The organism is Marinobacterium sp. xm-d-579 (genome assembly GCF_013282935.1).
GTDB lineage: Bacteria > Pseudomonadota > Gammaproteobacteria > Pseudomonadales > Balneatricaceae > Marinobacterium_E.
The window spans coordinates 151,212-169,731 of the sequence record NZ_WBYP01000002.1 but is presented as its reverse complement, the minus strand read 5'-3'; the positions used below and the strand labels follow the sequence as shown (position 1 = coordinate 169,731).

Genomic DNA, 18,520 nt, shown 5'->3' with positions numbered 1-18,520 from the left:
ACCATAAGGCTGGGCTATTAGCATTGAGCTAGCTAGAATGCAGAACCTAAAAATTTAACTTTTTCGGAGCTCACAAGCCCAGGAATTGCAGGAAAAAACTGTGATTTTTTCTCTACTTACCTGCCCTAATTACTGATTGATCGCTACAATAGAATCTTTCTCATGCTATTTTCACTGGAGTCCAGGATTGTCAGGTCTAGATCAGTTTATTGCCCCAACTAAAGCCGGTGATTTGCGCCGTATTGGTGATGTAAAAGGGGCCGCCACCGGTTGGCTAATCGATCAGATACGCGACAAGCATCAGGGACCTATTCTGATGCTCTGCAACGACAGTGAGAGCGCTAGCCGTATTCGTCGTGAGATACGCTTTTTTGCCGGTGACTCTCTGCCTGTGATGCTCTTTCCAGACTGGGAAACCCTAGCTTACGATAGCTTCTCTCCACACCAGGATATTACCTCCACTCGTTTAGAAACGCTGTACCGACTTCAAGGTTTAAAGTCAGGTGTCATTGTAGTGCCTGCTTCGACGGCAATGCAGCGTGTCGCTCCTAAAGAGTTTGTCAGTGGTAATGTCTTCTGGCTTGAGAAAGGTCAGCAATTAGACGCCGACAGGATGCGAGAGCAACTGATCGATGCAGGGTATAACCTGGTCGACACCGTCTATGAGCACGGTGAATTTGCTGTACGTGGCGCCATTATTGATCTCTACCCTACTGGCACTAGCGCGCCTCTTCGTATCGACCTATTTGATGATGAGATCGATACTCTAAGAACATTCGATCCGGAGACACAACGCTCCATTGAACAGATCGAGCGCATTCGCATTTTGCCGGCGCGTGAATACCCTTTTCACTCCAACGCGATTGATGGCTTTAAACAGCGTTGGCGTCAACGATTTGATGTCGATTATGGCAACTGCCCTATCTACCAGGACATCTCAAGCGGTTTAGCACCGGCGGGTATCGAGTACTATCTGCCGCTCTTCTTTGAGCAGTGCTCTACCCTGTTCGATTACCTTCCTGAATCAACCCTAGTGATTCAGCAGAAAGGGATACTGGAGGCCGCATCACAATTCCACAGCGGTGTGGTAAGTCGACATAACGAACGCCAAGGCGATATCACTCGCCCAATCTTGACGCCAGATGAGCTCTTTTTAACACCGGATAACTTGGCAAGTGACCTAAAACGTTGGCCGGGAATCCGACTAAGTGCTGAGCCTGAAGAGGTTAAACCGGGGCGTGAGAATATCGGTGCGACTGAACCTCCCAGTTTAAGCACCTCTCCCACTGCGGCAGAGCCTCTGCGCCCACTGGCCAATCACCTAGACAAAGCCACTACTCCGGTTCTCATTCTTGCTGAATCAGCGGGCCGTCGTGAATCTCTATTAACGCAACTGCAAGCGATGTCGATCAAGCCTGTGCAACTCGACAGCTGGCACGCTTTTCAAAACAGCAATGAGTCACTCGCAATAAGCGTTGCACCGCTTGAACAGGGTCTTGCCATCAGTGATCAATTTGAGGTGATCTCGGAGGCACAGCTGTTTGGCAATCAGGTCTTCCAACGTCGTCGTCGCCAGCGTGAACAGAGCGATGCCGACCAAGCCGTTAAATCACTGTCTGAACTGAGCGTCGGGAATCCTGTGGTCCACATTGATCACGGCGTAGGTCGCTATCTCGGTCTGCAGACGATCGATTTGGATGGATCAGCCACCGAGTTTCTGACCCTGCAGTACGCGAATGATGCCAAACTCTATGTTCCGGTCTCCTCTCTGCATCTGATTAGCCGATACACCGGTGCCAGTGAAGAGTCTGCACCGCTGCACCGTCTTGGCACAGAGCAGTGGTCCAAAGCGCGCCGTAAAGCGGCCGAGAAGGTACGTGATGCTGCTGCAGAGCTGTTAGACATCTATGCACGTCGTGCCGCTCGACAGGGGTATCAGTACAGCATCGATGATGCCATGTACGATCAATTCTCTCGTGCATTCCCGTTCGAGGAGACGCCAGATCAAGCGATGGCCATTGAGGCGGTGCGCCGAGACATGCAAGCCGTTCAACCTATGGATCGCTTGGTCTGTGGTGATGTTGGTTTTGGTAAGACCGAGGTCGCGATGCGGGCCGCCTTCATTGCGGCACAAGCGGGCAAACAGGTCGCTGTATTGGTACCAACTACCCTACTCGCCCAACAGCACTTTGAGAATTTCCGTGATCGTTTCGCCGACTGGCCCATGGAGATCGATCTGATCTCTCGCTTCAAAACAGGCAAACAACAGGATCAGATCGCAGCCAAGGTAGAGGCCGGTCAGGTCGATATTTTGATTGGTACACATAAACTGATTCAGGGCGATTTGAAATTCAGCAACCTAGGGCTGTTAATAATTGATGAGGAGCACCGTTTTGGTGTTCAGCAGAAAGAGAAACTCAAGTCGCTTCGCTCTGAGGTTGATATTCTCACGCTGACCGCGACCCCTATCCCTCGTACGCTGAACATGGCGATGTCGGGCATGCGTGACCTATCGATCATCGCGACGGCACCGGCTAAGCGTCTATCGGTTAAAACCTTTGTGCGTCAATCAGATCCAGCGCTGATTAAAGAGGCCATTCTGCGTGAATTGCTTCGCGGTGGTCAGGTCTACTATCTGCATAATGAAGTGAAAACCATTGAGCAGACCGCTAAAGAGTTGGGTGAGCTGATTCCAGAGGCCCGTATTGGTATCGGCCATGGCCAGATGCGGGAGCGTGAACTGGAACAGGTGATGAGTGACTTCTATCACAAGCGATTCAACGTATTGGTCTCCACCACCATCATCGAAACCGGTATCGACGTTCCTAACGCCAATACGATCATCATCGATCGCGCTGATAAATTTGGTCTGGCTCAATTGCACCAGTTGCGTGGACGAGTCGGTCGTTCGCATCATCAGGCTTACGCTTACCTGCTTACACCGCACCACAAGGCGATGACCTCAGATGCCACCAAACGTCTGGAGGCGATTGTCGAAGCGAGCACTCTAGGGGCAGGCTTTACCCTAGCAACCCACGACCTTGAGATACGGGGTGCCGGTGAGCTGTTAGGTGAAGAGCAGTCGGGTCAAATGCAGACAATTGGTTTCTCCCTCTACATGGAGATGCTAGAGCAAGCAGTAGAGTCGATTAAAGAGGGTAAAACACCCAACTTTGATCAGCCTCTTCATCACGGCTGTGAAGTAAACTTGCACCTACCGGCACTGATTCCCGATGACTATCTGCCGGATGTGCATAACCGATTGACGCTCTATAAACGCATTGCCAATGCAGCCAATGACGAAGAGTTGCGTGAGCTTCAGGTGGAGATGATTGATCGCTTTGGTCTGCTACCAACGCCTCTTCAGAACCTAATTCGACAGACTTCAATCAAGTTGCGGGCTGAAAAACTCGATATTATCAAGTTGGATGCTGGCGCTGGGTCAGGACGCTTGGAGTTTGCTGAGGAGACCTGTGTCGATCCTTACACCCTTGTAAAACTGGTGCAGACACAGCCAAAGGTCTATAAACTCGATGGGGCTACCGCGTTTAAGTTCAGTGTACCGATGGAAAACAGTGAAACTCGATTCCAGACAGTTGAAGCGCTGCTTGATACACTGACACCGGCAAGTGATTGATTTGAACCTTCAGGAGCATATTAAAGTGAGAGTGATTGCAACGACCCTTTTGCTATTGGCTGGTATCGGCCAAGCCGTGGCTGACGATGAGGCGGTCAAGCTAGCGGTTGCCCCTGAACTGATCAGTGAAGAGAGTCTCTACACTGTTGAAGTGGTTATTTTCAAACAGGCTGAAGCCGACAAAGAGAGCGAAACCTGGCCTGCCGACTTAGAAAGTATAGAATTCACCAACGCTGAGCTTCCTCTCGTCAATGATGGCGAACCCTTAGCCCTGAATGAAGAGTTGCCAATAACCACCTTTGCATTGACTGAACAAGCCAATCGATTGGCGCAAAAAGGGTATGAGCTGCTCTACCACAATAGCTGGCTGGATCAGTTTAAACCTGGCGCTAACCGCACCACTCTGTTATTGGATGCATTTGGAAACTTCGAAGGTACATTACGCATTGAGCGTCAGCGTTATCTGCATATCTACCCATCGATCAACTACTACCCTAACGGTTTAAGCTTGACCGACGAGCCCGCTGAAACGATCCGTTTTGAGGAGTCACGTCGCATGCGATCGAAGGATCTGCACTACATCGATCACCCCGTTCTGGGAATGCTGGTACTCTTTAGACCGGTCGAAGCGGTTGAGATGGAGGTCACCGATCTGGTGACCTCAACAGAGACAGAAAACACCCTAAACTAGTTCGACGGCGCCTCATTCGGGGCAATATGAATCGTAGAGGTTGGGAAAGCGATCTCTGCGCCACGCGCTTCAACCAGATTGATAATCTTAACCAGTACATCCTGCTTAACCGAGTGGAACTCCACCCAGTTAACCGTTTTGGTAAAGGTGTAGACCATGATATCGATTGATGAGGCACCAAAGTGGTTCAGGTTTACGATCAGAGTTTGGCTCTGATCGATGTCAGCATGGCTCTGCAACATCGATTTAATATCTGCAACAATCTGCTCAACCACAGCCGCATCGTCATAACGAACACCAATGGTTTCATAGATACGACGGTTGGTCATACGCGATGGATTCTCAACGGCAATACTGGCGAAGGTTGAGTTAGGGACGTAGAGCGGTCGTTTATCAAAGGTGCGAATTCGGGTTAAGCGCCAGCCGATCTCTTCAACTGTACCCTCAATCTCTTTGTCGGGGGAGCGAATCCAATCCCCCACTTTGAAGGGGCGATCCATGTAGATCATCAACCCACCGAAGAAGTTAGCCAGTAGGTCCTTTGCGGCAAAACCGACAGCCAAACCACCAACACCACCGAACGCTAGTATGCCTGAGACACTGACGCCCAAATGTTGAAGCAGCACCAAACCCGCAAACAGAAGGACGGTTAATCGCAGTAGTTTTGCGACCGCATCAGCGGTGGTTCGATCAACACCAGGACGACCAGAAACGCCATCCACTAACTGCTGCTCAACCCGCTTAATTAGACGGATCAACGTCCATGCCGCTAACAGAATATACGCTAGTGAGCGCAAAGATTGCGTCAGAACCAGGTCTATCTCGTCCAGTGCTCGAGCGGCAATATCGAGTGAGAGCGTAAAACCCACCACCCAGACTAGAAGACTTAAAGGGGCACGCACGGTATCAATGAACACCTGATTCCAAACGGACGAGAGATTATTGATGAAGGGAATCAGTCGATTCAACAAGGTATTGCTGACTAGAGAGACGATCAGTGTCATCAACAGAATCACAGCGCCTTGTAGCAACCACTGATATTGATTCAAGGCCGGAATGGCATTTAACAGTGGGTTAAGCACCCAACTTAACAATTCAGTCACTTAAAAACTCCAATAATCAAACAGTTAGACCAACTCTTTCGCCATCGTTCTTACGCGAGCCAAGCGTTCAGAATCACTCGGGCGCTTAGGTCTAGCACGCATTCTTACAATTCGATCAGAACCAGTGTGCCCAAGGTTGGTTAGGTGCTGCAACACCTCTTGCGCACGCTCGGGTGCGTTGCAGACAAGCACCATGTCACAGCCAGCTGCCAGCGCGGCGTCGGCTCTATCAGAATAACTGCCAGTCTCTGCTGCCCCCTCCATAGAGAGATCATCACTGAAGATCACGCCATCAAAACTTAATCGCTCACGCAGTTGGCGTTGCAACCAAAACTCTGAGAAGCCTGCGGGCTGTGAGCAGACACTGGTGTATTTAATATGGGCCGGCATGACCGCATCCAAGCCGCGTTTAATCAACTTGGCAAAGGGCTGTAGGTCTTGAGCATCTATCTCAGCAAAACTGCGCTGATCTTCTGGAAGACCCAAATGTGAATCCACCTCCACCCAGCCATGCCCTGGAAAGTGCTTACCCGTGGTCGCCATGCCCGCTTCATGCATGCCTGACATGAAGGCTCCCGCCAGTGCTTCAACCTGTTCGCTATCGCTGCCAAACGAACGGTCGCCGATCACCTCTGAGTGGCCGTAATCGAGATCTAACACAGGGGCGAATGAGATATCGATGTCATAGTCGCGCAACTCTGTAGCCATCAACCAGCCAAACTCATGAGCCCAAGCGACCGCTTTGCTAGGGTTCTCTTGCCAAGCTTCACTGAATACTCGCATTGGTGGCAGTCGGGTGAAGCCCTCTTTAAATCGCTGCACACGACCACCCTCTTGGTCGACCGCCACTAACAGGTCAGGACGGACCTGACGGATCGACGTCATGAGCTGTCGAAGTTGTGCAGGGTTTTGGTAGTTACGAGCAAATAGAATCAACCCTCCCACTTGGGGAGACTTGAGCGTCTCAACCTCAGCGGGCGTTAACTCAGTCCCAGCAATATCCAGCATTAGGGCGCCACTGCTCATTACTCTCTCCAATTAAGCCGTAATATTTACGATCATGTTGTTGTTGACCTGATCAAACAGTTCAATCAGATCCTGGTTTCTCATTCTGATGCAGCCGTGTGATTTAGGCACGCCCATCGGCTCAGTGTCAGGTGTGCCATGGATGTATATGAAACGACTTAGTGTATCGACCTGACCACCACGATTGAAGCCGGACTCCATACCCTGTAGCCAGATGATGCGTGTCAAAATCCAATCTCGTTCTGGGTACTGCTTGGCAAGCGTTTCTGAGTAGATTTCACCGGTTGATCGACGACCAACAAAGACACTGTTGATCGGTGCAGATTCGCCAATTGTAAGCTTTACCTTGTGCTGCCCAAGCGGTGTACAGCCTGACCCTTTTAGATTTCCCGACCCGTTTAAAGCCGTTGAGACGCTCCAACTCTGCTCACCCGATTCGGTCAGTAACCTTAAGGTTTGATCAGCAATGGAGATCTCAATACGACTCATCAGCGCGCCCAGAAACGGCTCTGCGTCAGGCTCGACCAAGCTTTACCAGCAACGCCCGTAACAGCAGAGACACCAAAGTGTTCGAGGCGCTCTTGTAGACTCTGCTTCACCTGATAGCTCACTTTGTAGATATCAGCTTCATCGGAGGCATTAACCAGATAGTCATCACTGGTCTCTATCTGATCAATAAGACCATTGGCAATGGCGCGACGTCCAAACCAGACTTCACCCGTCGCGACTTTTTCAATGTCTAAATCCGAGCGGTAGTCAGAGACAAACTCTTTGAAAAGAGCGTGCGTATCTTCTAGCTCCTCAACAAACTTTTCACGACCTTTATCGGTGTTCTCGCCAAACATCGTTAGAGTTCGCTTGTAATCACCCGCCGTTAGGACTTCGTAATCGATGTCATTCTTCTTAAGAAGGCGATGGAAATTGGGGATCTGTGCAACCACACCAATGGAACCAATCAGTGCAAAGGGAGCTGCGACAATCTTGTTGGCGATACAAGCCATCATATAACCACCGCTGGCCGCCACTTTATCGACACACACCGTCAGTGGAATCTGCTTACGACGAATGCGCTCGAGTTGTGATGCAGCCAAGCCGTAGCCATGCACCAAGCCGCCAGGGCTCTCTAGACGAACAACCACTTCGTCGACCTCTCTTGCCAACGTCAGAACCGCTGTGACCTCTTGGCGCATCTTGTCGACTTCAGAGGCTTGGATATCGCCATCGAAGTCGATGACATAGATTCGTTTGCGATCCTCTTCTGCTTGAGCACCGGACTTGGCCGCCTTTTTACGGGCTTTAGCCTCCTCTTTATCCTGCTTCTTTTGCGCTTTATGCATCTGTTTGAGGCGATGCTCATCCAATATGTGGTCTTCTAACGTCTCTTTTAGCTCGGTGAAGTGATCATTCAGCGATTCGACTTCAATTTCTCCGTCGTTCGGCTTACGACGTTTTTGAGCCGTCGCTGCAATCATCGCAAGCACCAGCCCAATCGCAACCACCCAAGTGACCGTTTTAGCCAAGAAAAGACCGTATTCAGAAAAAAATTCGACCACTGATTACCTCGTAAGAAAGTCGATTAACAGAGAGGGGTAGGTTAACATAGCCACTTCTAATGAGCGCTAGGTTTTTATGTCTTCAAATGTCACCCTCACGCAGGTTTTCAACAAGCTGCAAGATCGATTCAATTCTGACAACGCCAAAGGTCTAAATAAGACGTTTCAGTTCTCGTTGAATGATGCAGATTCATTCTACCTAACGATCGAGGATTCTAAGTTAGATGCCAACTGGGGTGAGCACTCCGACCCAAACATCACACTGATCATGGATGAAGCGACCTTCATTGGCGTTATTCAGGGTGAGATCGATGGCATGAGTGCTTTTATGAAAGGTCTGCTGCGCGCCGAGGGCGATGTGATGCTCGCCACCAAACTGGGTAAACTCTTTAGGCACTGATACCCAGCTATAGCTGCAAATCAACTTTGACGTGCAACCCAGTCGTCGATCAACGCTCTAGAAATAGCGAATTTGGGTGGCAGCACCACTTTATGTAGCTCTTCCTTGGTAAACCAACGCCCTTCTAATATCTCACGACCATCAGGTTTAATGTCGCCACCGGCATACTGCGCAAAAAACGCCAACATCAGCGAGTCAGGAAATGGCCACTGCTGGCTTTTGAAGTAACGAATGTCGCTGATTTCAACACCTACCTCCTCTTTGACCTCTCGTGCTACCGCCTGCTCAGCCGTCTCACCGGCATCAATAAATCCAGCTAAAGTACTGAATCGATTGGGTGTGAACTTAGCGTTATGGGCCAACAAGATTCGATCGCCATCCTCAACGAGAGTGATGATACAGGGAGAGAGTCTCGGGTAAGCGTGATGCCCACAGTCCGTACATTTCAAGACCATCTCGGTTAAACCAAACGCCATACCCCCACCACAGCGACCACAAAACTGATGATTCACTCGCCAATTCAATAACTGCTGAGCTCTGGAGAGCAACTGATACTGGAATGGATCAGACCGTTCAAGTTCAGCTCGAAGATCCACCACTTTGGCACTGCCAGGTACCTCAGACATTCTGACCAACTCATAGCCCGGTAACACAGGGTAACGTTCGATCTCATACTCGCTGTCAAAGGATAGGGAGAGATCAATACGATCCAACACAACCCCTAGTTTTGGGTCAGCCAAGATCAGACGATTTTGATGGGCAATTAAGTAGTTCAAGAAGACTCCCTAAAAACGGCAATGTTTATTTGTAATAGTTATATAAAACTAAAGTATTAAAACCACAGTTTCCAAAATAAAGGAATAACCTTATAATCTTTGCGCTTTTTTGCTTTTGGGCAAATTAAAATAACTGTAAGGACCCTACATGAATCAATCAACCATGTCGGCAATTACCCGAAACTTTTTGGGCAACTCGCCAATTTGGTACAAGCAAGCAATCCTTTTCTTCCTTGTAGCCAATCCTATCCTACTTTTAACAGCTGGCCCTGTCGTAACAGGCTGGTTGCTAATCTTCGAATTCATTTTCACACTGGCGATGGCGCTTAAATGTTACCCACTTCAGCCGGGTGGTTTGATTGCAATTGAAGCGGTCGTGATCGGCTTAACCGATCCACATAATGTATACCACGAGATCAACGCCAACTTAGAAGTCATCCTTCTGTTGATGTTCATGGTTGCTGGTATCTACTTTATGAAGGACCTCCTGCTGTGGGTCTTCACTAAGATACTGGTTAAAGTTCGCTCTAAGACAACGATCTCTCTACTTTTCTCTATCTCTGCAGCCTTTCTATCAGCCTTCTTAGATGCATTGACGGTGACTGCTGTGTTGATCAGTGTCGGTGTCGGTTTCTACTCGGTCTACCACAAGGTCGCTTCGGGCAAAAATAACGACTCGGCACACGACCATACGTCTGACCATGACGTTCATGAAGAGCGCCGCCAGGATCTAGATGAGTTCCGTGGTTTCCTTAGAAGCTTGTTAATGCATGGTGCTGTCGGTACTGCATTGGGTGGCGTCTGTACACTAGTCGGTGAGCCACAAAACTTATTGATTGCGCAGAAAGCGGAGTGGACCTTTGTTGAGTTCTTCGTGCGCATGGCACCGATCACTATGCCTGTACTGGCGGTTGGACTTCTAACCGTTGTAGTACTAGAGAAGACCGGCACCTTCGGTTACGGCGCTAAATTGCCAGAGAACGTTCGCCAAATCCTAGTCGATTACGATAAAGACCAATCGGCTAAAATGACTAAGAAACAGCGCGTTAGCCTAATCGTTCAGGCTGCTGTCGCGGTATTCCTAGTTATTGGTCTAGCCTTCCACTTGGCGCCTGTCGGCATGATCGGTTTGACCGTTATCATTCTATTGACCGCCTTCAACGGCATCACAGAAGAGCACCAGATCGGTAAAGCCTTCGAAGAGGCACTCCCTTTCACCGCGCTGCTGGTTGTCTTCTTTACAGTGGTATCAGTGATTCACGATCAGCACCTGTTCCAGCCGATCATTCACATGGCACTTTCACTAGAGCCAAGTCAACAGCCGTCTGTCTTCTTCATTGCAAACGGTGTGCTATCGGCAATCTCGGATAACGTATTTGTTGCGACGGTCTACATTAATGAGATTCTAGCGGCATTGAACGCAGGTGATATCACTCGTGAACAGTTTGACCACCTAGCAGTTGCTGTAAATACCGGTACTAATATCCCATCGGTAGCGACTCCTAACGGTCAAGCAGCGTTCCTATTCCTGCTAACCTCTGCGATTGCTCCGTTGATTCGCCTCTCGTACGGTACGATGGTGTGGATGGCACTGCCTTACACGATTACGATGTCGGTAACCGGTCTGCTTGCAGTCATATATGCACTCTAAAATCTGACTTGAATAAAAGCCTGCCCTGCTCACGCTCGGCAGGTTTTTTTATCTTTAAAACTTCCCTCAGTCCTCTGAAGGCTATTGGCCGAGTAAAGAGATGTGCAATAATATCGCTTTAATTCTCTCATTAAGCAGTTGATATGACAGACCTACCCGCAAAAATCGCTTATCAGGGTGTTCCTGGTGCCTACTCTCACCTCTCTTGTACCCGTGTCCACCCAGAATTGGAGGCACACGCATGTGAGAGCTTTGCTGATGCAATGTTTATGGTTGAACGTGGTGAAGCGCGTTTAGCGATGATCCCACTTGAGAACAGCACTGCCGGTCGTGTCGAAGAGATCTACCGCTTAATGCCTAAGACTCAACTGCACATCATTGCTGAACACTTTGAGCCGGTTAATCACTGCCTACTCGCTATTCCGGGCACTAAAGTTGAGCAGCTAAAACGTGTTTGGTCACACCCCCAGGCGCTGGCACAGTGTGATGGCAACATTCGAGCACTAGGACTTGAACCTATCGCGGCACTTGACACGGCAGGCTCTGCGTCGGATCTTTCAGAGAATCCAGATCCAGAGCTAGGCGCTATCGCCTCTTCACTTGCTGCAGAACTCTATGGTTTAGATATCGTCAAAGAGGGGTTTAGAGACGTCGAAGGTAATACCACGCGCTTCTTAATTCTGGCACGTGACAGTAAGGTGCCGGAATACGATGCTGACAAAGAGTTCATGACCTCGATCCTGTTCACCGCTCGAAATATCCCAGCCTCGCTGTATAAAGCATTGGGTGGTTTTGCCACTAATGGCCTGAACATTCTTAAGCTAGAAAGTTACATGGCTTCGGATACGATGCAGGTCACCAGCTTCCACCTAGATGTAGCCTCGCACCCTCAAGAGCCAGCCATGCAGCTAGCCCTACAAGAGCTTCATTTCTTTGCTAAAGAGGTTCGCGTCATGGGCACCTATGCCGCACACCCATTCAGAAAGAGCAATCTAATTATCGAAGAGTAGCCTTATTCCGCACCGCAGCATACAGGATTGAGTCTTATAAATAAGTTGACTTAAAAATCAGCTTTTACATATTGTGCACCGCACAAATAAGACTTATATTTAATACATGCCTAATGGATTAGGTAACGAACAAATCCCTTGTGTTCGTTTTCTTCATTTTTCATCGATTGAAGATTCCTTTTTAGCCCCGCAGTGCGGGGCTTTTTTATTCCCAGTGACTGGCTTCGGAATATTTTCGTGGTTTGCCCTACGGGCAATTCACTCCTACAGTAGGACTCCGTTGCGGGCTTATCGCGAAGTCCTATTGTAGGAGGGAATTCAGCTCAGCTGAAACCCCGATCGATTTCAACAGCGGATGACAGGCTGAAGGCCTGTCACCGAAAAGATCGTCAGATCTTCGATATGACTCCACCAAAAAATCACTCTGCCTCAAAAAAGAAATCGACGGGATAACTCTCGCCATCTTGTTCGGTAATGATCAAGCGAGCCTTCCAGACCATTAACCCCGTCGTGCAGACTGACAGCTCGGTGACTCCCGACCAACTCTCACCATTGAATTTTATCGGTGTCTGGTTGATACCCATATATTCAGTGGTCCCTTGTAGATCGAGCCATGCACTCTCTGGTTGCTGCCCATCGATTGTAAAGCTGAATGTCAGAGGAACTAGAGATTTAGCTGGCTTTGGATTCATGCTGAGGCTCAGCACCCTGCTCTTCTCGCTATCGGACGGGAGTTCAATAAGACAGGTCTCGAAATTAACGTCGCAATCCGTTGTAATGGGATCCCGCTCTAGGAAACCACTCAACACAGACTGCAATAGATAGACGCTGACACCCAAGGGCAAAATGATCAGCAGTGCCGTTAGGAGAGGCTTAACACGCTGCATTGAAGTTAGCTTCCAACGTTAGCGGCATCGATATCCGCTTGCATCTCTTCCAGAATCCAGTCGCGGAACGCCATCATTGCAGGCGTAAGTCCATGATTCTTGCGGTAGACCAGATAGAAAGCATTATGGCTATCCAAACTGATATCAAAGGGTGCGATTAAACGACCGCTATCTAGTTCTCGGCCTAACAGCGCTGTATCAGCCAGTGCTATACCGATCCCTTCTGATGCCGCCGATACCGCCAACGAGGTGCTGGAGAAGGAGATGGTTTTGTTTATCTCAGTGATGGAGATCCCCTGTTCTTGGAGCAGCTTTGTCCACTCATGACTACGACCTGAGACATTAATCAAAGTGTGGTTTAGCATGTCTTTGGGCGTGTTGAGCGGATCTTTACCCTCAAGGAGTTTGGGACTCATGACGGGTGTCAGAAAGATATTACGCATCATATGCGACTCGATTCCTTTCCAATGGCCAGTACCATAATAGACAGCCATATCAGTCTCGGAGTTATCAAAGTCGATGTACTCAATCGAAGATTCAACTCGAAGCTCAACTTCAGGAAAGCGCTCTTGAAAACGCGTGATGCGTGGTACCAACCAACGTGTTAAGAAGGCTGGCGCGATGCTCACCTTCACCACGTTGGTATTAGGCGCTGCAACCAATCTGCGTGTCGCCTGCTCCAGTTCGTCTAAGGCTATCTGCACCGAGGGTAAATAACGCTCCCCTGCAGCCGTCAACGAAATGGTTCGCTTCTCACGTTTAAAAAGCTCAACACCTAAAAACTCTTCAAGTGACTTCAACTGATGGCTAACCGCCGATGGCGTGACACAAAGCTCTTCACTGGCGCGGTTAAAGCTACCATGGCGGGCAGCAGCATCGAACACACGAAGAGCATTAAGTGGTGGTAAGCGTCGCATAGAAGATTCCTGTAAGTGAATTTAACTCAACAATAAATCAAAAAAGGATCGTTTGTCGAGAGACTTATACACCTTTAGTATGATCAAAAATTGAACAGCGAAACGAATTAGAGGAAATGAACATGCCTTACACATACGCAACTGTAGATCTAGAAGCAGCAATCAAAGAAGCTCAAGCACTTCGCAGCCAAGCACTGGCTGAGTTGGTTGACACTACAAGCAAACGTCTAAGCCGTGTTTTTGTTAGCGAACTTCGCACGACTCGCGAATCAGCGCTAGCACGTCTAACTCAGGCTGCTTAAGCCTCCAAAGCATATTGCTCTTTGGCCGGTCAGGCTCTGCTCTGATCGGCCTGTTTTCTCTCTCGGGCGACTCGCTCACTCATCTTGATCAACACTCGGCTTACCGCAACATTCGCGAACGCAGCCGTGACTGAAGTAACTGCCCCTAATCCTCCAGAACAGTCTAAACGCACATCACTCTCACCAAAGTTTTTTGTTGCACAGACAGATCCATCCAACTGTGGATACCTAGCCTGCTCCTGCGAGAAGACACACTCGACACCAAATCGTTTACCGCTTCGACTGAACCCGAAATGACGTTTCAATATTGAACGAACCTTAGCGGCCAGCGCATCGTGCTGAGTTTTACTTAGATCAGCAACTTCAATTTTAAGCGGATCAATCAACCCACCAGCCCCGCCGGTGGTAACGATCGGAATCTTGCGGCGACGGCAGTACGCAATCATTGCCGCTTTAACACCGGCACTATCAATGGCATCGACGACATAATCAATCGGCTCAACCAATAGGTCAGTAAGATTATCTTGCGTCGCAAAACACTCATGCTCGTGAATAATTAAATCGGGATTAATCTCGCGCGCACGATCCGCCATCACCTGAACTTTTGAGGCACCTAAATTTGAGCTAACCGCATGCATCTGGCGATTCGTGTTTGAGACACAAATTTCATCTAGATCAATGAGGCTAAGCTCACCGATACCACTCCGGGCAAGCGCCTCTACCACCCAGGAGCCAACGCCACCTAAACCGACAACGGCAACATGAGCCTTGTGAAACTTTTCGAGTGAATCAGTGCCATAGAGGCGCCCAATACCTGCGAATCGATCAAGGTAATCAGAATTCATCGTCTGTAATCTCAGTCAGAACAACCTCTCCACACATCTGGCATTTCCCTTCCAGAAAGATAATACCGTGCAGTTCGTACTCAACAGGATCACTCATACCCAGATCCACTTTCTGACAATGGTCGCACCAGGTATGCAGTAGCAGCTCTTCACGATCCTCTTTGCTGCGCAGTGTAAAATCTCTAATGACTCGATCATCACTCATAACTTTTGTCTCATTAATTCTGGTTCTTAAGCCAATGTTCTGGCCAATAGTTGCCATTTTCAAGTTGCTTCAGCTTGTCGATAAAAGTGTTTTTGTTGAACCACTCACCTTCTAGAGGGACTGCCTCTATCTGAAAAGCCTCTTTTTGGTACTGAAATGCGATACGCCAAGCATGCAGGTAGGTACGATCAGAGGGCTGGCCATATCGCTGGTCACCGAGTATTGCCGCACCTTCACTTTTCAGGGCGACTCGAATCTGGTGCGTCTTACCGGTTTTAGGTCGACAGACGAAGAGACGTAAACCCGGCTCAATAGAGAGTGAAAAGAAGTCAGTAATAGCAGGGTTAGACTGAGTTTTGAGCAGCTTATAACTTCCATTCCGCGCCGCTGCCATATCACCTTTGATGCGACCCTGCTTTCGTTTCGGCTTGGATTGGCTTAGGGCGAGATAAGTTTTTTGAATCGACTGTTCACTGAACAGGTTTGATAGCTGCGCGGCTGCTTCGGCATGTTTAGCGAACAGAAGCACGCCCGATGTCACCTTATCTAACCGGTGCACCATCCAAAGTTTTAACCCAAACTGTTGTTCAGCAATAACCTGAAGACCTAACTCCCCAGACTCAGAGTGCATCCCAACACCTATCGGCTTGTAGATGGCCATAAAATCGGGGTGATCAAAAAGGCGTTGCAGCGTCACAGCCAACCCAACACCTGTTTAGCAAAAGGGATGGTCAGTTTTCGTTGCGCTTGCAATGAGGCTCGATCCAACTGATCAAGGTATTCATACTGTTTCGAAAGATCTCGCTCACCATGATTCAATAGATACTGTGCGACCTCATCAGCCAACACCAAGCCTCTAGCGGCAGCCTCTTGCTGAATCGCTTCCCGCTTCTGCTCATCCGAGAGAGCCTCCAGCTTAAAAGTCAGCCCCCATGCCAAGCGTGAACGAAGGTCTTGAAGCTCAATTTGGCTGTTTGCGGGCGAATCGTCACCACTGATCAGCAGTGAGTGGCCAATATCTCGAATGCGATTGAAAAGATGAAACAGCGCCTCTTGCCATGCTGAATCTCCAATCACAGCGCCGACATCATCCAAACAGACCAGCTGAAAAGATTCTAACCCTTCAAGCATCTCTACCGACAATTCATCGGTTTGACTCAGTGGTAGATAGATCGCAGAAATACCGAGAAGCTCTGCCTCGTTACAAAGCGCCTGAAGAAGATAGCTTTTACCGGTATTCTCGCGACCGTATAGATAGACAAAGGACTCTTGAGACTGATTCTCTTGTCTATTAATCAAACCCTTTAACGCTGGTATTAATGCACTCTGTTGGGACTGCACAAAACGAGATAGCTTAGCGTCACTGCGAAGCTGAACACCTAAAGGGAGTTGCTGAGGAGTATTCTGTGATGAGAGAGACATCAGACTGACGGTTCATCCTGATCAACTGCGTGATGGTAAAGCGAACTCTGTTTATAGCCACTGTGAAGATGTGACAATAACACGCGAATAATAGCCGCCACCGGCAGCGCCAACAACACACCAATGAAGCCAAACAGCTGGCCACCCGCCATGATTGCAAAAATGACCGCAACCGGATGAAGACCGATCTGATCACCGACGAGTTTCGGGGTCAGAACCATACCTTCCAGCAGTTGACCGACTATAAAGACCGCCGCCACACCAAGAAGAATGGTCGGATCTTGGAACTGAACATAAGCCGCAACCGAAGAGGATAGAATGCCGATGATCACGCCAAGGTAAGGAACGATACTCGCCAACCCTGCAATTAATCCCAACAGCAGAGCAAGGTCTACCCCGAGAAGTGCCAAACCGATCGCATAGATAACACCCAATACCAGCATGACCACTAACTGCCCTTTCATGAAAGCACCGAGGACAAAATCACACTCTTTTGCCCAGATAGAGACCGTAGGTTCTAGATTTCTTGGCAACAACTCAGCGATGTTTGCGACCATCTTGTCCCAATCTCTCAACAGATAGAAAGTGACTACTGGTATCAACACCAGATTGGCTAACCAAGCAGCGATAGCCAATCCAGACTGCGTAATAGAGGATATAAGAACGGTCGCGATTGAACCGGTACTCTGCCAGTGTTGAGCCAACACGGCTGTAATTTGAGCCAGATCTGGTTTAGCAATGGACAGACCTAGATTGGCTTCAATCAGAGGAATCAGCTCGTTGTTTACCAGTTCGATAACCACTGGCACACGTTGTGCCACAATCTGAATTTGATGTGACAATTGCGGAATCAGCAGTAGTAATGCACCTACCAGAACCAAGGCTAAAGAGGTAAATACAACAATGACAGCCGGGGTTCGGCCCATGCCTTTTGCCTCCAATCGATCAGCAATAGGATCTGATATGTAAGCCAATAGAGCACCCGCAACAAAGGGACTTAATACCGGTGCCAATAGATATAGAAAGATTGTGATAACAATTAGAACCGAGAGAACAAACCAACGCTGCTGCATTATTCGATCACTTCTTCAATTGATGGAGTGGTTTCACCATCAGATGGAAGAGTAGCATCGTTATCAGTCGCCAAAGGCTCTAACAACGCTTCAAGGGTTGCCGGTTCTTCCAGTTGAAAGGGCTTGTACTGGTAGGCATCAATACCTGTCTCTTCTAACCAAGATTGCTCAGCCAATAGAGCACTCAGTTCCGCAAGCCCGAGATCAGAACCCACTACTATACGAGTTTCAACGTCGTTCATCTGTGACACATACAAAAATTTAACACCCTCTGTTTCACGCAGTTTACCTGTCACTCGTAGCAGTGAAGAGAGATCATCCAGTCCTGTCACGCTGATCTCATGACCCGTGTGTTGATAGTTACTAGAGACAATCGCGGCACTCTGTGTGGGTAAAACGGGCGCAGCGGTTTCAACAGCCGAGATAACCGGAGGCGCAACCTGATCTACCTGAGCCGTTGGAGCTTCAACCCTTTCCGGTTTAATCGATTCAACTTCTACGGTGTTAGCATTTGGCTGCTCGGCTATTTCATCAGCGGTGGAGCGCTCATCTATGGCCGGACCTGCCTCTAAATCCAGTTGCATCTTCAGCCAACTGACGCCCAAAGCAAGGCCATCACTGGTCACGGAAGTGCGAAGATTTTGACCCACGCCCTCTTTAATAAAACGCCAATTGATACCACCCTCGTTCAATTGCACGAGCACTGCCGCACCATTACCGGTGCCAGCCGCACTGCGCTGAAGTGTTTCATCAATGGATTGTCCCTGAACCAGTTGAGGGTAGAAGAGTGGCCCTACGCCAAATTCACTGGGCAGTGCGACTGAGATAGATTCAGATCGACCTTTTTCGACCAAGAATTGCACCCAACGAGCACTCTCTTGCTCAGCTTTGACCGGCGAATCGCGCCCATCAACTGGCCACAATAGTAGATCTTTAGCCACCGCACTCACTGAGCAAGTCAGTAGAGCTGAAGCAAGAGCTAGAACCTTGATTTTCATTAAATGGCGAGACATCAAAAAACC

At 48.9% G+C, this 18,520-nt stretch carries 19 protein-coding genes; 6 read left to right on the top strand and 13 right to left on the bottom strand.

Annotated features, from left to right (window positions below; genetic code table 11):
* The first annotated feature begins 187 nt into the window (after window positions 1–187).
* The gene (mfd, locus tag XMD579_RS04505) at window positions 188–3,637 is read left to right on the top strand and encodes a transcription-repair coupling factor (protein ID WP_173505928.1); all 3,450 of its coding nucleotides are present in this window, start codon (window positions 188–190) and stop codon (window positions 3,635–3,637) included.
* A gap of 25 nt (window positions 3,638–3,662) precedes the next feature.
* Window positions 3,663–4,328, top strand: a complete 666-nt coding sequence (locus XMD579_RS04500; RefSeq protein WP_173505927.1) for a CsiV family protein — start codon at window positions 3,663–3,665, stop codon at window positions 4,326–4,328.
* On the opposite strand, the gene XMD579_RS04495 is transcribed toward XMD579_RS04500, so the two are convergent.
* From XMD579_RS04495 to sohB, 4 genes are read right to left on the bottom strand one after another with little or no spacing between them, the layout of a single operon-like run.
* Complete coding sequence (locus tag XMD579_RS04495) at window positions 4,325–5,431, bottom strand: mechanosensitive ion channel family protein (RefSeq protein WP_371815182.1); 1,107 nt, start codon at window positions 5,429–5,431, stop codon at window positions 4,325–4,327. The genes XMD579_RS04500 and XMD579_RS04495 overlap by 4 nt on opposite strands.
* Before the next feature lie 24 nt (window positions 5,432–5,455).
* The gene (gene nagZ, locus XMD579_RS04490; protein WP_173481527.1) at window positions 5,456–6,457 is read right to left on the bottom strand and encodes a beta-N-acetylhexosaminidase; all 1,002 of its coding nucleotides are present in this window, start codon (window positions 6,455–6,457) and stop codon (window positions 5,456–5,458) included.
* A gap of 12 nt (window positions 6,458–6,469) precedes the next feature.
* Entirely contained in the window at window positions 6,470–6,946 is a 477-nt protein-coding gene (locus XMD579_RS04485) for a L,D-transpeptidase (protein ID WP_173505926.1), read from the bottom strand.
* Window positions 6,946–8,010, bottom strand: coding sequence for a protease SohB (sohB, locus tag XMD579_RS04480; protein WP_173505925.1), 1,065 nt, complete (start codon window positions 8,008–8,010; stop codon window positions 6,946–6,948). The genes XMD579_RS04485 and sohB overlap by 1 nt, the downstream gene beginning before the upstream one ends.
* 76 nt (window positions 8,011–8,086) lie before the next feature.
* Between sohB and XMD579_RS04475 the strand changes: the two genes are divergently transcribed.
* Window positions 8,087–8,410, top strand: coding sequence for an SCP2 sterol-binding domain-containing protein (locus XMD579_RS04475; protein ID WP_173483150.1), 324 nt, complete (start codon window positions 8,087–8,089; stop codon window positions 8,408–8,410).
* Between the two features lie 20 nt (window positions 8,411–8,430).
* On the opposite strand, the gene nudC is transcribed toward XMD579_RS04475, so the two are convergent.
* A complete protein-coding gene (nudC, locus tag XMD579_RS04470) occupies window positions 8,431–9,186 on the bottom strand; it encodes an NAD(+) diphosphatase (protein WP_173505924.1) in 756 nt (251 codons plus the stop codon).
* A 148-nt stretch (window positions 9,187–9,334) separates the two neighbouring features.
* On the opposite strand from nudC, the gene nhaB reads away from it, so the two are divergent.
* Together nhaB and XMD579_RS04460 are read left to right on the top strand one after the other, a co-directional pair.
* Window positions 9,335–10,837, top strand: a complete 1,503-nt coding sequence (gene nhaB / locus XMD579_RS04465) for a sodium/proton antiporter NhaB (protein ID WP_173505923.1) — start codon at window positions 9,335–9,337, stop codon at window positions 10,835–10,837.
* Window positions 10,838–10,980: 143 nt separating this feature from the next.
* Complete coding sequence (locus XMD579_RS04460) at window positions 10,981–11,847, top strand: prephenate dehydratase (RefSeq protein ID WP_173481533.1); 867 nt, start codon at window positions 10,981–10,983, stop codon at window positions 11,845–11,847.
* A 419-nt stretch (window positions 11,848–12,266) separates the two neighbouring features.
* On the opposite strand, the gene XMD579_RS04455 is transcribed toward XMD579_RS04460, so the two are convergent.
* Together XMD579_RS04455 and gcvA are read right to left on the bottom strand one after the other, a co-directional pair.
* Window positions 12,267–12,734: a hypothetical protein gene (locus XMD579_RS04455; protein WP_173484270.1), complete on the bottom strand. Its 468-nt coding sequence runs from the start codon at window positions 12,732–12,734 to the stop codon at window positions 12,267–12,269.
* A 5-nt stretch (window positions 12,735–12,739) separates the two neighbouring features.
* The gene (gene gcvA / locus XMD579_RS04450) at window positions 12,740–13,651 is read right to left on the bottom strand and encodes a transcriptional regulator GcvA (RefSeq protein WP_173505922.1); all 912 of its coding nucleotides are present in this window, start codon (window positions 13,649–13,651) and stop codon (window positions 12,740–12,742) included.
* Between the two features lie 122 nt (window positions 13,652–13,773).
* On the opposite strand from gcvA, the gene XMD579_RS04445 reads away from it, so the two are divergent.
* Window positions 13,774–13,953 carry an RSP_7527 family protein gene (locus XMD579_RS04445; protein WP_173481536.1) on the top strand — a complete coding sequence of 60 codons (180 nt, stop codon included), beginning with the start codon at window positions 13,774–13,776 and terminating at the stop codon, window positions 13,951–13,953.
* A 29-nt stretch (window positions 13,954–13,982) separates the two neighbouring features.
* Here the strand turns inward: XMD579_RS04445 and tcdA are convergent, their stop codons facing one another.
* Genes tcdA through XMD579_RS04415 form a run of 6 tightly spaced genes read right to left on the bottom strand, consistent with a single transcriptional unit; the run spans window position 13,983 to window position 18,511 of the window.
* Entirely contained in the window at window positions 13,983–14,798 is an 816-nt protein-coding gene (tcdA, locus tag XMD579_RS04440) for a tRNA cyclic N6-threonylcarbamoyladenosine(37) synthase TcdA (protein WP_173505921.1), read from the bottom strand.
* Window positions 14,788–15,003, bottom strand: a complete 216-nt coding sequence (locus XMD579_RS04435) for a hypothetical protein (RefSeq protein ID WP_173481538.1) — start codon at window positions 15,001–15,003, stop codon at window positions 14,788–14,790. The genes tcdA and XMD579_RS04435 overlap by 11 nt, the downstream gene beginning before the upstream one ends.
* 13 nt (window positions 15,004–15,016) lie before the next feature.
* Window positions 15,017–15,700 carry a TIGR01621 family pseudouridine synthase gene (locus XMD579_RS04430; protein WP_173489116.1) on the bottom strand — a complete coding sequence of 228 codons (684 nt, stop codon included), beginning with the start codon at window positions 15,698–15,700 and terminating at the stop codon, window positions 15,017–15,019.
* Window positions 15,697–16,425 carry a DnaA regulatory inactivator Hda gene (gene hda, locus XMD579_RS04425; RefSeq protein ID WP_173505920.1) on the bottom strand — a complete coding sequence of 243 codons (729 nt, stop codon included), beginning with the start codon at window positions 16,423–16,425 and terminating at the stop codon, window positions 15,697–15,699. The genes XMD579_RS04430 and hda overlap by 4 nt, the downstream gene beginning before the upstream one ends.
* The gene (locus tag XMD579_RS04420) at window positions 16,425–17,498 is read right to left on the bottom strand and encodes an AI-2E family transporter (RefSeq protein ID WP_173505919.1); all 1,074 of its coding nucleotides are present in this window, start codon (window positions 17,496–17,498) and stop codon (window positions 16,425–16,427) included. Before XMD579_RS04420 ends, hda begins: the two co-directional genes overlap by 1 nt.
* Window positions 17,498–18,511 (bottom strand): hypothetical protein, encoded by a 1,014-nt coding sequence (locus tag XMD579_RS04415; protein ID WP_173505918.1) that lies wholly within the window; start codon window positions 18,509–18,511, stop codon window positions 17,498–17,500. The genes XMD579_RS04420 and XMD579_RS04415 overlap by 1 nt, the downstream gene beginning before the upstream one ends.
* Between the last annotated feature and the right edge of the window lie 9 nt (window positions 18,512–18,520).

Bases quoted from the DNA above. Each gene is read 5' to 3' on its own strand.
- nhaB (WP_173505923.1), top strand. From the start codon at position 9,335: ATGAATCAATCAACCATGTCGGCAATTACCCGAAACTTTTTGGGCAAC.
- tcdA (WP_173505921.1), bottom strand. From the start codon at position 14,798: ATGAATTCTGATTACCTTGATCGATTCGCAGGTATTGGGCGCCTCTAT.
- XMD579_RS04445 (WP_173481536.1), top strand. From the start codon at position 13,774: ATGCCTTACACATACGCAACTGTAGATCTAGAAGCAGCAATCAAAGAA.
- XMD579_RS04475 (WP_173483150.1), top strand. From the start codon at position 8,087: ATGTCTTCAAATGTCACCCTCACGCAGGTTTTCAACAAGCTGCAAGAT.
- nagZ (WP_173481527.1), bottom strand. From the start codon at position 6,457: ATGAGCAGTGGCGCCCTAATGCTGGATATTGCTGGGACTGAGTTAACG.
- XMD579_RS04415 (WP_173505918.1), bottom strand. From the start codon at position 18,511: ATGTCTCGCCATTTAATGAAAATCAAGGTTCTAGCTCTTGCTTCAGCT.
- XMD579_RS04460 (WP_173481533.1), top strand. From the start codon at position 10,981: ATGACAGACCTACCCGCAAAAATCGCTTATCAGGGTGTTCCTGGTGCC.
- XMD579_RS04420 (WP_173505919.1), bottom strand. From the start codon at position 17,498: ATGCAGCAGCGTTGGTTTGTTCTCTCGGTTCTAATTGTTATCACAATC.
- XMD579_RS04455 (WP_173484270.1), bottom strand. From the start codon at position 12,734: ATGCAGCGTGTTAAGCCTCTCCTAACGGCACTGCTGATCATTTTGCCC.
- XMD579_RS04435 (WP_173481538.1), bottom strand. From the start codon at position 15,003: ATGAGTGATGATCGAGTCATTAGAGATTTTACACTGCGCAGCAAAGAG.
- gcvA (WP_173505922.1), bottom strand. From the start codon at position 13,651: ATGCGACGCTTACCACCACTTAATGCTCTTCGTGTGTTCGATGCTGCT.
- hda (WP_173505920.1), bottom strand. From the start codon at position 16,425: ATGTCTCTCTCATCACAGAATACTCCTCAGCAACTCCCTTTAGGTGTT.
- XMD579_RS04485 (WP_173505926.1), bottom strand. From the start codon at position 6,946: ATGAGTCGTATTGAGATCTCCATTGCTGATCAAACCTTAAGGTTACTG.